The 14,495-nt window shown below is 58.6% G+C and carries 17 protein-coding genes and 1 tRNA gene; 10 read left to right on the top strand and 8 right to left on the bottom strand.

Annotated features, from left to right (window positions below; genetic code table 11):
* Positions 1-60: 60 nt before the first annotated feature.
* Together JNX03_RS03360 and JNX03_RS03355 are read right to left on the bottom strand one after the other, a co-directional pair.
* A tRNA-Val gene (locus JNX03_RS03360) sits at positions 61-135 on the bottom strand.
* A 70-nt stretch (positions 136-205) separates the two neighbouring features.
* Complete coding sequence (locus tag JNX03_RS03355) at positions 206-649, bottom strand: HU family DNA-binding protein (protein WP_203211039.1); 444 nt, start codon at positions 647-649, stop codon at positions 206-208.
* A gap of 135 nt (positions 650-784) precedes the next feature.
* Here JNX03_RS03355 and JNX03_RS03350 point away from each other — a divergent pair, with 135 nt between their 5' ends.
* Entirely contained in the window at positions 785-976 is a 192-nt protein-coding gene (locus JNX03_RS03350) for a hypothetical protein (protein ID WP_203211038.1), read from the top strand.
* Positions 977-1,058: 82 nt separating this feature from the next.
* Here the strand turns inward: JNX03_RS03350 and lon are convergent, their stop codons facing one another.
* Positions 1,059-3,470, bottom strand: a complete 2,412-nt coding sequence (gene lon / locus JNX03_RS03345; protein ID WP_203211037.1) for an endopeptidase La — start codon at positions 3,468-3,470, stop codon at positions 1,059-1,061.
* A 296-nt stretch (positions 3,471-3,766) separates the two neighbouring features.
* On the opposite strand from lon, the gene JNX03_RS03340 reads away from it, so the two are divergent.
* The gene (locus JNX03_RS03340; RefSeq protein WP_203211036.1) at positions 3,767-4,420 is read left to right on the top strand and encodes an isochorismatase family protein; all 654 of its coding nucleotides are present in this window, start codon (positions 3,767-3,769) and stop codon (positions 4,418-4,420) included.
* A gap of 18 nt (positions 4,421-4,438) precedes the next feature.
* On the opposite strand, the gene tgt is transcribed toward JNX03_RS03340, so the two are convergent.
* Positions 4,439-5,566, bottom strand: a complete 1,128-nt coding sequence (tgt, locus tag JNX03_RS03335) for a tRNA guanosine(34) transglycosylase Tgt (protein WP_203211035.1) — start codon at positions 5,564-5,566, stop codon at positions 4,439-4,441.
* 113 nt (positions 5,567-5,679) lie between these two features.
* On the opposite strand from tgt, the gene JNX03_RS03330 reads away from it, so the two are divergent.
* From JNX03_RS03330 to rimK, 3 genes are all read left to right on the top strand, one after another.
* Positions 5,680-6,573 (top strand): SPFH domain-containing protein, encoded by an 894-nt coding sequence (locus tag JNX03_RS03330; protein WP_203211034.1) that lies wholly within the window; start codon positions 5,680-5,682, stop codon positions 6,571-6,573.
* Complete coding sequence (locus tag JNX03_RS03325) at positions 6,573-6,848, top strand: NfeD family protein (RefSeq protein ID WP_203211033.1); 276 nt, start codon at positions 6,573-6,575, stop codon at positions 6,846-6,848. Before JNX03_RS03330 ends, JNX03_RS03325 begins: the two co-directional genes overlap by 1 nt.
* A 77-nt stretch (positions 6,849-6,925) precedes the next feature.
* The gene (rimK, locus tag JNX03_RS03320) at positions 6,926-8,308 is read left to right on the top strand and encodes a 30S ribosomal protein S6--L-glutamate ligase (RefSeq protein ID WP_203211032.1); all 1,383 of its coding nucleotides are present in this window, start codon (positions 6,926-6,928) and stop codon (positions 8,306-8,308) included.
* Here the strand turns inward: rimK and JNX03_RS03315 are convergent.
* A complete protein-coding gene (locus tag JNX03_RS03315) occupies positions 8,300-9,181 on the bottom strand; it encodes a sulfotransferase domain-containing protein (RefSeq protein ID WP_203211031.1) in 882 nt (293 codons plus the stop codon). The two genes, rimK and JNX03_RS03315, sit on opposite strands and share 9 nt — an antisense overlap.
* Before the next feature lie 105 nt (positions 9,182-9,286).
* Between JNX03_RS03315 and JNX03_RS03310 the strand changes: the two genes are divergently transcribed.
* From JNX03_RS03310 to JNX03_RS03300, 3 genes are all read left to right on the top strand, one after another.
* Entirely contained in the window at positions 9,287-9,649 is a 363-nt protein-coding gene (locus tag JNX03_RS03310; RefSeq protein WP_025048257.1) for an SUF system Fe-S cluster assembly protein, read from the top strand.
* A gap of 79 nt (positions 9,650-9,728) precedes the next feature.
* Positions 9,729-10,091: a HesB/IscA family protein gene (locus JNX03_RS03305; RefSeq protein ID WP_203211030.1), complete on the top strand. Its 363-nt coding sequence runs from the start codon at positions 9,729-9,731 to the stop codon at positions 10,089-10,091.
* Positions 10,088-10,417 carry a TfoX/Sxy family protein gene (locus JNX03_RS03300; protein WP_203211029.1) on the top strand — a complete coding sequence of 110 codons (330 nt, stop codon included), beginning with the start codon at positions 10,088-10,090 and terminating at the stop codon, positions 10,415-10,417. Before JNX03_RS03305 ends, JNX03_RS03300 begins: the two co-directional genes overlap by 4 nt.
* Here JNX03_RS03300 and JNX03_RS03295 read toward each other — a convergent pair.
* Both JNX03_RS03295 and JNX03_RS03290 read right to left on the bottom strand, forming a co-directional pair.
* Entirely contained in the window at positions 10,414-11,049 is a 636-nt protein-coding gene (locus JNX03_RS03295) for an HD domain-containing protein (RefSeq protein ID WP_203211028.1), read from the bottom strand. The genes JNX03_RS03300 and JNX03_RS03295 overlap by 4 nt on opposite strands.
* Positions 11,046-11,951, bottom strand: coding sequence for an isopenicillin N synthase family dioxygenase (locus JNX03_RS03290; protein ID WP_203211027.1), 906 nt, complete (start codon positions 11,949-11,951; stop codon positions 11,046-11,048). The genes JNX03_RS03295 and JNX03_RS03290 overlap by 4 nt, the downstream gene beginning before the upstream one ends.
* Positions 11,952-12,068: 117 nt before the next feature.
* Between JNX03_RS03290 and tpiA the strand changes: the two genes are divergently transcribed.
* Both tpiA and JNX03_RS03280 read left to right on the top strand, forming a co-directional pair.
* The gene (gene tpiA / locus JNX03_RS03285; RefSeq protein ID WP_203211026.1) at positions 12,069-12,815 is read left to right on the top strand and encodes a triose-phosphate isomerase; all 747 of its coding nucleotides are present in this window, start codon (positions 12,069-12,071) and stop codon (positions 12,813-12,815) included.
* Positions 12,816-12,824: 9 nt separating this feature from the next.
* On the top strand, positions 12,825-13,043 hold the full coding sequence (locus tag JNX03_RS03280) for a DUF6500 family protein (protein ID WP_203211025.1): 219 nt from the start codon (positions 12,825-12,827) through the stop codon (positions 13,041-13,043).
* A 74-nt stretch (positions 13,044-13,117) separates the two neighbouring features.
* On the opposite strand, the gene JNX03_RS03275 is transcribed toward JNX03_RS03280, so the two are convergent.
* Positions 13,118-14,494 (bottom strand): TRAP transporter large permease, encoded by a 1,377-nt coding sequence (locus JNX03_RS03275; RefSeq protein ID WP_203211024.1) that lies wholly within the window; start codon positions 14,492-14,494, stop codon positions 13,118-13,120.
* Position 14,495 lies beyond the last annotated feature (1 nt).

Raw genomic sequence — 14,495 nt, 5'->3', positions numbered from 1 at the left:
GGACGTCGGTCAGGCCAACAGCCTTGTAAGGCTTATCTAGAAAAGACAACCAAGGAAAGATGGTGGGTGATAAGAGATTTGAACTCCTGACATCTTCGATGTGAACGAAGCGCTCTACCACTGAGCTAATCACCCTTGCGCGGCGGAGTAGCCAATTGGGCCCGGCCTTGCAAGGGCCGAGTTGGAAAAATTGGCCGCGCGGGATCTATTCAGAGGTGTCAGGCGTTTTTTTGGTCGTGCTGCCAAGGGGTTGACGGATCTTGGTGATCATCACACGGCCGTTGGGCAGCATCTTTTCCTTACGCACCTTGATACGGCCCAGGTCCGGCAGATTGATCTCGCGATGCTCAGTGAGCGCCTCGCCAAGCACTGCAAGCATGGCCTCAATCACCGGCTTTGCGTCTTTCTTTTTGATGCCGGCCCGGTCGACAACTTTTTCGATCAGCTCTTTTTTGCGCAACATCGGACCAAGCACCACAGGTTGCGGCGCGTCTACGATCGCTGGCGTGGCGGTTTTGGCTGAAATGGGCGTTTTTCCGGCAACCGCTGATATCGGCGGCGCGGCTTTTGCCAGGGTTTTCTTGACGGCCGGTTTCGCCGCGCTTGCGGCGGATTTTGTCACTGCTTTCGCAGGCTTGGATGATGTCATGCTCAGTTTGCCCCGTTGATAGGTTGTTATCGTTGTGTTTACCGATACCAGATATTGATGAATTAAGCCAGTATCCCTTGCTCGGCGCGGCATTGTCGGTAACATGGGGCGGTGTTTCAGACTTGGGGAAAAATGATGAAGAAAAGCACAATTTGCGCGGTTGCCCTGGCGGCGGCCACATTTACATCTGCGGCACAGGCCGGATCGCTTGCCGATCCCGTTGTCGAAGAGCCAGTGGTTGTTACCGATGCAGAGGGCAGCAGCAGCGGCACCGCCATGGTTGCCATGCTGGCAGTTCTGCTGGCCATTCCGGCACTTGGCGACTGATCTTTAGGATCAAACCACCAGCAAAAGAAAAGCGCCCTGGTGTCACAGGGCGCTTTTTTCGTTTACTTGGAACACATCGGGATCAATGCGCGGTCGCGCTGTCCCCTGCTCCGGATTTGGGGGCCACCGCAGCCGCTGCGGCGGCATCTTCGGCCTCTTGATCCCATTCAATCGCCTCAGGCTTTGACACCAAGGCTTGCTCCAGCACCTCGGAGACATGGCTGACCGGAATGATGGTCAGCCCCTCTTTGACGTTGTCGGGGATATCCGGCAGGTCTTTTTCATTCTCGGTCGGGATCAGAACCGTGGTGATCCCGCCGCGCAGGGCCGCAAGCAGTTTCTCCTTGAGCCCGCCAATGGGCATCGCATTTCCGCGCAGGGACACTTCACCCGTCATGGCGATATCTTTGCGCACAGGGATCTGCGTCAGGACTGAAACAATGGAGGTGACCATGGCGAGACCCGCCGATGGGCCATCCTTTGGCGTTGCCCCATCGGGCACGTGCACGTGGATGTCCAGCGCGTCGAACTTCGGCGGCTTGACCCCGATCTGCGGCGAGATGGAGCGCACATAGGAACTGGCCGCGTCGATGCTTTCTTTCATCACATCGCCCAGCTTACCCGTGGTTTTCATCCGGCCCTTGCCCGGCAGGCGCAATGCTTCGATCTGGAGAAGCTCACCGCCCACCGACGTGTAGGCCAGACCGGTCACAACGCCCACTTGGTCTTCTTTTTCAGCCAGACCATAGCGGTGTTTACGTACACCAAGGAATTCATCAAGATTGTCGGCAGAAACCACCACAGCGTCTGCCTCTTTCTTAATGATTTTGGTCAGCGACTTACGCGCCACCTTGGCGATTTCACGCTCCAGATTCCGCACGCCCGCCTCGCGGGTGTAATAGCGGATGATGTCGGTCAGCGCGGAATCCTCGATCTGGAATTCCTTGGCCTTAAGACCGTGGTTCTTGATCTGCTTTTGCACCAGATGCTGTTTGGCGATCTCGCGCTTTTCGTCCTCGGTGTAGCCGGACAGCGGGATAATCTCCATCCGGTCCAGCAATGGGCCAGGCATGTTGTAGCTGTTGGAGGTGGTCAGGAACATCACGTTCGAGAGGTCATACTCGACCTCCATATAGTGATCCACAAAGGTGGAGTTCTGTTCCGGATCAAGCACTTCGAGCATGGCCGAGGCCGGATCGCCACGGAAGTCCTGCCCCATCTTGTCGATCTCGTCCAAGAGGATAAGCGGGTTGGTGGTCTTGGCTTTTTTCAGCGCCTGGATGATCTTGCCGGGCATCGAGCCGATGTAGGTCCGGCGGTGACCGCGGATCTCGCTTTCATCGCGCACGCCGCCCAGGCTGATGCGGATAAACTCACGCCCCGTCGCTTTGGCCACAGATTTGCCCAGCGATGTTTTACCAACACCCGGAGGGCCGACAAGGCACATGATCGGGCCTTTCATCTTGGAGGAGCGCTGCTGCACCGCGAGATATTCGACGATCCGTTCCTTGACCTTTTCCAGACCATAATGATCATCGTCCAGCACGGTTTGAGCGCGGCCAAGATCCTTTTTCACACGGGATTTGACGCCCCATGGGATCGACAACATCCAGTCCAGATAGTTGCGCACAACCGTTGCCTCGGCGGACATCGGGCTCATGTTCTTAAGCTTTTTCAGCTCGGCTTCAGCCTTCTCCTTGGCCTCTTTGCTGAGCTTGGTCTCGGCGATCTTGGCTTCGAGTTCGGCAACTTCGTTTTTGCCGTCTTCGCCATCCCCCAGCTCTTGCTGGATCGCCTTCATCTGTTCGTTCAGATAGTACTCGCGCTGGGTCCGCTCCATCTGGGATTTCACGCGGGTTTTGATCTTTTTCTCAACCTGCAGGACGGACATTTCGCCCTGCATCAGACCGTAAACTTTCTCAAGCCGCTCGGACACGGACAGCGTTTCCAGCAGATCCTGCTTTTGTTCCACTTCGATGCCCAGATGGCCCGCCACAAGGTCGGCCAGGCGTGCAGGCTCTGCCGTTTCGCCCACGGCGGCAAGCGCCTCATCGGGCACGTTTTTCTTGACCTTGGCGTAACGCTCAAACTCATCCGCGACCGACCGCAGCAAGGCTTCGGTGGTGGCCGCATCGCCCGGCATTTCCGTCAGATATTCGGCGCGGGCTTCGAAAAAGTCATCATTTTCAAGGTATTCTGTGATACGCACACGCGCCTGACCTTCGACCAGTACCTTGACCGTGCCATCGGGCAGTTTCAGCAGTTGCAGCACATTGGCCAACACGCCAGCCTTGAAGATACCATCGGTATCAGGATCATCATCACCGGGATCGATCTGGCTGGACAGCAGGATTTGTTTGTCGTCTGCCATCACCTCTTCGAGGGCGCGTACAGATTTCTCGCGGCCCACAAACAGCGGCACAATCATATGGGGGAACACCACAATATCGCGCAGCGGCAAAACGGGGTAGGACGCGTTCAAAGGCTCTAACATGCTCTTTCCTTATTCTAGCAAGACGGTGCAGGTTCCTCAGTAGGCAACCTCTGCCGTCTCCTGTTCAGAACCAGATATGTATACCTGATCCGCCTGTTTCAATCCCTTAACGGGGCTTTGGCGCATCATCACCTGCTGTGCGGGCAGTGGCAACCACGGTTTTGCGCAAATTGATCACTAAATAAAACGGCCAGCGCACGGCAGATGGCGCGAACATGCCAAATTTTGTCGGTCGTCACGGGTGACAGGGAATTTCCCGTATGGTTGGTTTGCGGCGAAAAAAGGAGAATTTTCCAATGATCAAAAAATTCGGAGCAGACACCGCCTTGCTGCTGATCGACGTTCAAAAGGGCGTGCACACCCTAAGCCATTGGGGCGGGCCAACGGGCCGGATGAACAACCCTGATTGTCAGGAGAAACTGGTTCAATTGCTGCGCAGTTTCCGCACCGCCGGACGCCGCTGCGCCTTTACCCGCCACGATTCCATTGAGCCGGACAGCCCGCTCAAGTTTTCGCTGCCGGGCGGCGCACAGCTTGATGGCCTTGAAACCGCCGAAGGCGATATCATCGTCAACAAGGACGTGAACTCGGGCTTTATCGGCACCTCGCTGGAGGTTGATCTGCGCCGGGCCGGTATTCAGCGCCTGGTCGTGGCCGGTTACTTTACCAACTTCTGTGTAGAGACCACCGTACGCATGGCCGGAAACATGGGGTTTGACGTCTATCTCGCCCATGACGCCTGCGCGACCTGCAACCGAATTGATCGGAACGGCAAGGACCACGATCCGGAACTGGTGCATGATATGGCTGTCGCTTCCATGCACGGGGAATTCTGCACGGCCCTGACCACGGACGAGCTGGTTGGCCTGTTGTCCTCTGACGCCGCCGATCTGGACCGTGCACAGGGCAACGAGGACACCTCTGCAAAGCCGGAATTGCGTCTGGCCTGACCGGCACTCAGAAATGCGTCACAGGGGGTCAATGTCTCCCTGGGCGCGACCGGCATGGAAATCCGCCTGCCATGCGGCAAAAGTTCCGCCCGCGATCGCCTCGCGCATACCTGCCATAATATCCTGATAGTAATGTAGATTGTGCCATGTCAGCAGCATGGAGCTGATGATTTCCTGACTGCGGAACACGTGGTGCAGATAGGCCCGTGAATAGTTCCGGCAGGCCGGGCAGCTGCAGTTTTCATCGAGGGGGCGCGGATCATCCTGATGCCGCGCGTTCTTGATGTTCAGCACGCCGTGACGCGTGAACACCTGCCCCGTACGCCCGGACCGGGACGGCAGCACGCAATCCATCATGTCGATGCCGCGCGCCACCGCGCCGACGATGTCATCGGGCTTTCCCACCCCCATCAGGTAACGCGGCTTGTCTTCTGGCAATTGATCGGGCGCGAAATCAAGGCAACCAAACATCGCCTCCTGCCCCTCGCCCACGGCCAATCCACCAACCGCGTAACCGTCAAATTCGATTTCACGCAGCGCCTGCGCACTTTGGGCCCGCAGGTCTTCTTCCAATCCGCCTTGCTGAATTCCAAAGAGCGCATGACCGGGACGGTCGCCAAAGGCATCCTTGGATCGCCGCGCCCACCGCATCGACAATTCCATGCTGGAGGCAATCCGGTCCCGATCCGCAGGCAATGCGGGGCATTCGTCAAAACACATCACGATGTCGCTGCCCAAAAGCGCCTGAATTTCCATCGAACGTTCCGGCGTGATCTCGTGCTTGGACCCGTCGATGTGGCTTTTGAAGGTCACGCCCTTTTCCGTCAGCTTGCGCAGGCCTGCAAGGCTCATCACCTGAAACCCGCCGCTGTCGGTCAGGATCGGGCCGGACCAATTCATGAATTTGTGCAAACCGCCCAAGGCCGCCACCCGCTCTGCCGTGGGGCGCAGCATCAGGTGATAGGTGTTGCCCAGCAGGATATCGGCCCCCGTTGCCGCCACGCTTTCGGGCATCATCGCCTTGACCGTTGCGGCGGTGCCAACAGGCATGAACGCCGGGGTCTGGATGTCGCCCCTTGTGGTGCGGATCACCCCGCGCCGCGCCTTGCCATCCTGCGCTTGTTTTTCAAAAGTGATACGGGTCATCGCGGCCATCCTTGTGATCTGATTGCTGGCGATACACCCAGCCTGCAAAACTTGCAATCAGGACGCAAAATGCACAAATAGAAGGGTAAGTTTCAACCAAAAGGGTATGCTAAGTGGATATTGAACAACTGTTGATCAACGCCTTGGAGACCAATCTCGCGTGGCTTCTGCTGGCCGCATTGGTCGTCATTCTGATCGTCAAGGCTGTCAAGATTGTTCCGCAGTCCGAACAACACGTTGTCGAACGCTTTGGCCGGTTGCGCTCTGTGCTTGGGCCGGGGATCAACATGATCGTGCCTTTCATTGACAAGATTGCCCATAAAATCTCGATCCTTGAGCGTCAATTGCCCACTGCCAGTCAGGACGCGATCACCCGCGACAACGTGCTGGTTCAGGTGGACACCTCGGTGTTCTACCGGATCACCGAGCCGGAAAAGACGGTCTACCGGATCCGCGATGTGGACAGTGCGATCTCCACCACTGTGGCCGGTATCGTGCGGGCCGAGATCGGCAAGATGGATCTGGACGAGGTGCAGGCCAACCGCAGCCAATTGATCACCACCATCAAATCCAGTGTCGAGGACGCCGTAGACGATTGGGGCATCGAAGTGACCCGCGCCGAAATTCTGGACGTGAACCTTGATGCCGCCACCCGCGCCGCGATGATGCAACAGCTGAACGCCGAACGTGCCCGCCGTGCGCAGGTGACCGAGGCCGAAGGGTCCAAACGCGCGGTTGAACTGGCCGCCGACGCCGAACTTTATGCCTCCGAACAGACAGCCAAGGCACGCCGGGTATTGGCCGAGGCCGAGGCCTACGCCACCCAGGTTGTTGCCACCGCGATCAACGAGAACGGGTTGGAGGCGGCGCAGTACCAGATCGCGCTTAAACAGGTCGAAGCAATGAGCATTCTAGGTAAGAGCGATGGCAACCAGACGGTCTTTGTGCCCGCGCAGGCGCTGGAAGCCTTCGGTGATGCGTTCAAACTGCTGAAAGGACGCGGATAATGGCGGACTATCTGTCGCTTTGGTGGGTCTGGATCTGCATCGCGCTGGCCCTTGGCGTGGTTGAACTGCTGGCGCCGGGGTTCATATTTCTGGGTTTCGGACTGGGCGCCTTGGCGATGGTTGGGGTGGTTCTGTTGGCACCGGGCATCAACGTTCCGGCCCTGCTCGCCCTCTTTGCGGTGTTGTCGCTGATTGGCTGGATCGTCCTGCGCCTGGGCTTTCGCAAACAATCAAGCGGCGCACGTATAGTCACCAAGGACGTCAACGACAACTGAGTTGATCAACAGGCTGCTTGTGCGCGCTGGGGCGGCCTGATACCTCTGCGTATTCAATAAAACAAAAGGATACGTTGATGGAAGAATTGGTCTTTGGGTGGGAAGAATGGGTTGCACTGCCGGATTTGGGGCTGCCTGCCATCAAGGCCAAAGTGGACACGGGTGCGCGCACCTCTGCCCTGCATGCCCATGACATCGAGGTGTTTGGCCCCGCTGCCAAACCCAAGGTGCGCTTTAACGTGCATCCCATTGCCGGACGCGAAGACATTGTCATCACCTGCTCTGCCCCTTTGGTGGACCGGCGCGAGGTCACATCTTCCAACGGCGAATCCGAGCAACGCTACGTAATTTCCAGCACCCTGACAGTGGCCGATCAGCAATGGCCGATCGAGATCACCCTGACCAACCGCGCCGGTATGACCAGCCGGATGCTCCTGGGCCGTCAGGCGCTGGCCGATCACATCTCCATTTCCGCCACAGAACGGCGTTTGCAGCCAGAGTTGAGCTATGACGCCTATCACGATGCCACCGTGCGCCGCACCGCCCCGCAACGGGCGCTGCGCATTGCCGTGCTGAGCCGTGAGAACAACTATTCTACCCGCCGCCTTGTCGAGGTTGGCGAAGCGCGGGGTCATGTGGTTGAGGTGATCGACACGACCCGCTGTTACATGGCGATCAATGCAATGGCCCCCGAGGTGCATTATGATGGCAAACGCCTGCCGCGCTATGACGCCGTGATCCCGCGCATCGGGGCCTCCATCACGCCTTATGGCACCGCTGTCATCCGCCAGTTTGAGACCATCGGAACCTATTGTGTGAACGGCAGCGCCGGCATCACCGCCAGCCGCGACAAGCTGCACGCGCATCAGGTCTTGGCCTCCAAGAAAATCGGCATGCCGACCACCGCCTTTGCCGCCTCGCCCAAGGACACATCCAACCTGATGGGGCTGGTGGGCACTGCGCCGCTGATCGTGAAACTGCTGGAATCCACCCAAGGCAAGGGCGTGGTGCTGGCCGAAACCAAAAAGGCCGCCGAATCCGTGATCGACGCCTTTCGCGGGCTCAAGGCTAACTTTTTGGTTCAGGATTTTGTCAAAGAGGCCGCAGGTGAGGATATCCGCTGTCTGGTGATCGCGGGCAAGGTCGTGGCCGCGATGAAACGCACCGGGGCCGAGGGGGATTTCCGGTCGAACCTGCATCGGGGCGGATCGGCCAAGGTGGTGCGCATCTCCAAGGAAGAACGCGAAACCGCCGTGCGGGCGGCGCGGGCCTTTGGGCTGGGCAAGGCTGGCGTTGATCTGCTGCGCTCGGAAAGCGGGCCAAAGGTGCTTGAGGTAAACTCCTCCCCCGGTTTTGAGGGGATCGAGACGGCAACGGGCAAAGACATCGTCGGCAAGCTTTATGACGAGATCGAAGCGCGCGTGAAACCGCAGCCCGTGCGCCGCCGCAAGTCAGGCTGAGGCGCTGCCCTGCTCCAGCCAGCGCTGTTCTTGCGGGGACAGGATACCAGCGATCCGGGCGCGATAGGCGGCCAGATCCTTGTCTGATAGTACCCCTTCCCACTTGTTGGATGACGCTGTGTCGAAAAACCCGGCGTCGTCATGCCAGAACCCAACGCCAGCGCCCGGTGCAAACCGCACGGCGTTGGCTTTCATATTGGCAAAGGATGCGGCTTCAACTAACCGTGCCATGAGTGCGGCCGGATGCGTGATGCCGATGTGATCGGCGATGCGACTGATCGCTTCTTCGGGGTCACGGCACATATCCGCATAATGCAGGCGCAGCAGGTTGCCGGTGCCCTCCTCTTCCAAAGCCAATGCGCTGCGGTAATGATCCACAATCATCTGCAAACTGGCCGCATCAAAACGGTCTGCGTCCAAAAATTCATAAAAACTCTCAACCGGATCGTCAGGAAAGCTGACACCAGTGCCGGAATGCGCCAGATTGGCGACATGGCGGCGAAACGAGAAATGCACGTCAATCGGATGCCGGTAGACACAGATATAGCGCAGCGCCTCCCAGATCGGCAGCCCGTCAAAAGGTGTGTGTGACTTCACCTGCCGCCGCCCTGTCTGGGCTTCCAGCCGCTCCATCACTTCGGCAATGTCGCGGGCGCTCATGTCGATCCAGGGCGCATTCAGGCTGGGTTTTGCGTCTACTTCGGGATCACCGGAGATCAGCAGCGCCAAAATCGCCTGGATCCAGGTCGTTCCGGATTTGGGCGGCGTAGACAGCACAATGTCGCCATCGCGGGGCTCAAATGCCTGCCAACGGGTGGAATCGGTGATGGTGTCCCCATAGACCTTTGCCGGAGGCCGCTGCGTCATGCTCATTTTCTCGTTCCGTCCCCATTTGTCGCAGTTCTTGCCGCTTGCCCCTATGGACGCCTGCCCGCTTAAACCCTATATAAACACTCAGGAACCAGAACCGAGGCAGATATGACCGACCAGTCCCAACCCCTTGAAGGTACGCCGCTGATTGCGCCGTCCAGCACCGATCATCCTTTGTATGAACAGGTGGTTGAGGCCTGCCGCTCGGTCTATGACCCTGAAATTCCTGTCAACATCTATGAATTGGGTTTGATCTATACCATCGACATCAATGACCAAAACGAGGTCGATATCAAGATGTCTTTGACAGCGCCCGGTTGCCCTGTCGCCGGTGAAATGCCCGGTTGGGTGGCCGATGCGGTGGAACCCCTGCCCGGTGTGAAGCAGGTCAATGTGGAACTGGTCTGGGAGCCGCCATGGGGCATGGACATGATGTCTGACGAGGCGCGTCTCGAACTGGGCTTTATGTAACAGGCGCAAAGCTTTGCCCCGCGCCGCTTGAGATATTGCATCGGGCCTCCTATCTTGAGGCCAAGCAGGAGATCACACCATGTTCGGCATTCCCGGCAAGCAAGCCGTTACCATCACACCCAAGGCCGCAGCGCAAATCACCAAGCTGATGAAATCGGCGGGCCATGCAGGCCTGCGGATCGGCGTCAAAAAGGGTGGCTGTGCGGGCATGGAATACACCATGGAATACGTCGATACGGCCGATCCCAACGATGAGGTTGTCACCCAGGACGGTGCCTGCGTGATGATCGCACCGATGGCGCAGATGTTCTTGTTCGGCACCGAGATCGACTATGAAACCACGCTGTTGGAATCCGGATTCAAGTTCAACAACCCCAATGTTTCAGAGGCATGCGGTTGCGGCGAGTCGATCAAGTTCGACGAAACCCTGTTCGCCAAGTGAGCCTGAGCGCGGGTGATATCGCCTTTGCCACCGAACTGTTTGAAGAGCTGCCGGATCTGACCACCCGCCGGATGTTTGGCGGCATGGGGATCTATTCAGAAGGGGTGATCTTTGCCCTTCTGCATTCGGATGGCCAGATCATGATCAAATCGACCGGCGGTGCCTTCTCAGATGAACTCGAAGCGATGGGTGCGGTCAAATGGACCTACACCCGCAAGGATGGCGCGGCCTCTTCGATGCCTTACTATTCCCTGCCGGATGCCGCTCTGGAGGACAGTGAGTTGGCGCTTGATCTGGGCCGTCGGGCGCTGGCGGCGTTGAACTAGGCTGGCGACACTTCCGTCGCAAGTCTGCGCTGAAACTTCTTCATAAATTCAATACGATCTGCCGCGATTGCGCGGGCCGTTTTGGTATGAAGCTGCGCGGCGACCTTGAACAATTTCACCTCAAAATGATCCAACGCAAATGCGGTGTCGTCCAAAGGGCGATCCCTTGCCAAAGGGTCCGCCCCGTCGAACAGATCACGCCCGATCTGGCCTGAAACGTTGAAACACCGGGCAATCCCGATGGCGCCCAATGCTTCCAACCGGTCCGCATCCTGCAAGATCTGCGCCTCCAGTGTGGTGGCGGGTACCTTGGCGGAGAAACTATGCGCAAGGATCGCGTGATGGATGGCATCCAATGCGGTTTCGTCGAAGTCCTGAGCCAGAAATTGCACCGCGTGATCGGCAGACAAGCGTGCGGCCTGCCCGCGGTTTGGGTGGTCTTTTGGCAGGTTGATCACATCATGGAAAATCGCCGCGGCCAGCAGCACATCCCGGTTCGCACCGCGCTGCTCCTCGGCGATCCGCTGGCACAGCGTCCAGACCCGCCGCAAATGCCATAGATCATGCGCCCCGTCCTGCGCATCCCCCCAGACACGCAGCACTTCCGCCTCATATCGGGCCTGTGCTGTCACTTTTTCTGCAGATGCACGTAGGTTTCGTTGTAACGCTTTGTCAGGTGATCGCCTGCCATGATCACCTGATCACTGGCCTCAGGGGCGACATTGGTGTCATGGGTGGGGTTAAAGAACATCGGCACCGATATGCGTTCGTTGCTGCCGCCCACAACGCGGTGCGGGGTCGCTTTGACGGTTCCGCCGCTCCAAAACTCCATCATCTCGCCAAAGTTGATAACAAATTCGCCCGGCGGCGCGGCAACCGGTATCCAGCCGCCTCCGCGTTTGCGCACCTCAAGCCCCGGTGATCCATCTGCCGCCAGCAGGGTCAGGCAGCCATAATCGGTATGGGTGGCAATGCCAAAATCCTTGGCACCTGCATCCGCAGGACGGGTCGGATAAAAATTGCCGCGCAGCAGGGCCATGGGTTTTTCAAAGGCATCGTCAAAGCTGTCGCGTGGCTTGCCAATAGACGCAGCCACCCCGCGCAGAACATCCATCGCGACCACGCAAGCGGCCTCATAATAGCCGCCCACAACGGCCTGAAACGCCGCCGGTTGATCCGGCCAGCGGTTTGGCGCGTAGAACGGATTGTCCAACAGGGGATCGTCCGCGGGCAGTGTCAGACCGCAATCGAACACCTGTTTGAAATCGGGGTTGGCATCCGGGTCCACCTGTTCAGAGGCCGCAGCGCCCCAGCCGCGATTGGATCCGGTCTTGGCCATGTCGTAGGCAGCCTTTTGCGCATCAGGCAGCTTGAAAAAGGCGCGGTAGGTTTCGATCACCTCTGACACCTTTGCCTCGGTCAGCGCGGTGTTGTACACGGTGGCAAAGCCGACATCCGTCGCGGCACCCTGCATCGCCTCAAGCGCGGCGTTGTCTCCTGCCGTCAATGCGGCCAGATCAATCTTTGGTATCATCACACATCCCCCCCTCGCCCATGAGCATCGAGGCACACAGCCCTGTCAAGGGATGCCTTGCGTTGCCTCGCATCGGGCCGGGTGGTAACAACGGGCAAAACAACAAATGAGGGATGTATGCGCCGCAAAATTGCCGCCGGAAACTGGAAGATGAACGGCACCGCTGCCGCGCTGAGCGAACTGGACGCGTTGGCCAATGCCATGCCAGCAGCCGCGCCTGAAGTGGTGATTTGTCCGCCTGCCCCCTTGTTGTTCCGTGCCGTGGAAGCTGCGCCAAAAGGCATCTCCATCGGGGCGCAGGATTGTCACATGCAGGCCAAGGGCGCCTTCACCGGCGATATCTCTGCGGAGATGATCGCGGATACCGGCGCAGGCTTTGTCATTGTCGGCCATTCCGAACGCCGCGACGCCCATGAAGAGACCAACAGCGACATCCGCGCCAAGACCCGCTGTGCCTGGGGCGCTGGTCTTACGGCCATCGTGTGCATCGGCGAAAGCGGCGAGGATCGCGCCGCCAACAACACGCTGGATATCATTGGCGGGCAATTGGCCGGATCACTGCCGGACGGCGCTGATGGCGCGAACACCGTGATCGCCTATGAACCGATCTGGGCCATCGGCACGGGCAAGGTACCAACGCTTGAGCAGATCATCGAGGTGCATGACTTCATCCGCGCCCGCCTGATCACCCGCTTTGGCGCAGAGGTTGGCGATGCCATTGCGCTCTTGTACGGCGGATCGGTCAAACCGGATAATGCCGAGGTGATCTTTCGGGCCGAGAATGTAGACGGGGCATTGGTTGGCGGAGCGTCGCTTAAGGCGTCGGATTTTGCGCCGATCATTGCGGCGCTGGCCAATTCCTGAGCGGCCCCGATGGACAAGACATTCCGCGCAAAAGCCGCCGCCATCTGTGACGACAAGATCGCGAAAAAGGGCGAAGGGGTCGGCCTGTCCTTCTATGCCTTTTTTGCCAACCGCAACGACACCCCCGAATTACTGTTTGAGGTGGCCGAGTGGTGGATCAAGACGCACCGGCTGGATCATTTTGAGAAGGCGGTGAAGATCCGCGACATGCTGCGTTCAGGCGTTTGAATGCGGCCGCGCGAATAAGCCAAGGGCGACGCATCTGGTGATGCACCGCCCTTTTGCTTGTCTCACGCACCCGCCTAGTTGGTGATGATCTCCGGCCCCATCATCATGGTCGGCAACCATGTGCTGAGGATCGGGATGTAGGTCACCATAATCAGGAAGACGAACAGCACCGCAAGGAACGGCAGTGCCGCACGCACCACGGACATCATCGGCATGTTCGCCACGCCCGAGGTCACAAAGAGGTTGAGCCCCACCGGCGGTGTGATCATCCCGATCTCCATGTTCACCACCATGATGATGCCAAGGTGGATCGGATCCACGCCCAGCTCGATCGCGATCGGGAACACCAGCGGCGCCACGATGACCAACAGGCCAGAGGGTTCCATAAACTGGCCACCGATCAGCAAGATCACGTTGACAATGACCAGGAACATGATCGGCCCAAAGCCAGCATCCAGCATCGCCGCCGAAATTTGCTGTGGGATCTGCTCGTCCGTCAGAACATGTTTGAGGATCAACGCATTGGCGATGATGAACATCAATGTGACCGTCAGTTTGCCCGCTTCAAACAGCGTGTGGCGGGTGTCGCGGTGAAAGAAGGCCGTGAACAGCGCCATCGGCTTTTCGATCAGCGACAGGTTGCGCGGCATTTCGGCCTGATGCAGCGGCCCCATGTCACGATAGACAAAGGAGGCGATGAAAAAAGCATAGACCGCTGCCACCGCCGCCGCTTCGGTCGGGGTGAAGATGCCGCCATAGATACCGCCAAGGATGATCACGATCAGGAACAGGCCCCAACCGGCCTCGCGGCCCGAAGACCAGACCTCGCCCCAGCCCAGCCATTCGCCTTTGGGCAGGTTCTTGATCTTGGCCATGGCGTAGATCGTCACCATCAGCATGGTGCCCGCCATCAGCCCCGGAATGACGCCCGCAAGAAACATCCGGCCTACGGACACATCTGTGGCGGATGCATAGACAACCATCACGATGGAAGGCGGGATCAGGATGCCAAGCGTCCCCGCGTTGGCGATGACGCCTGCGGCAAATTCCTTGGAATAGCCAACCTGCCGCATGCCCGCGATCACGATGGACCCGATGGCAACCACGGTGGCCGGGGATGAACCGCTGAGCGCGGCAAACAGCATACAGGCAAAGACGCCCGCAATTGCCAGACCGCCGGGCAAATGCCCGACCAGCGCGATGGAAAACCGGATGATCCGGCGCGCCACACCGCCTGTGGACATGAACGAAGAGGCAAGGATGAAGAACGGGATCGCCAGCAGGGTGTAATGCCCCGCCATCGCCTGAAAGAACGTCTGGGCGATCGACGCCATCGAAGTATCAGAAAGCGCCAGCAGGAAAATGATCGAGGACAGGCCCAAGGATACGGCAATAGGCACGCCGATCAACATCAGACCGACAACCATTGTAAATAGGATCACAACTTCCATG

Source organism: Sulfitobacter mediterraneus (genome assembly GCF_016801775.1).
GTDB classification, from domain to species: Bacteria; Pseudomonadota; Alphaproteobacteria; order Rhodobacterales; family Rhodobacteraceae; genus Sulfitobacter; species Sulfitobacter mediterraneus_A.
Note: the sequence above shows the minus strand (reverse complement) of the source record. Positions and strands in the feature narration are given on the sequence as shown.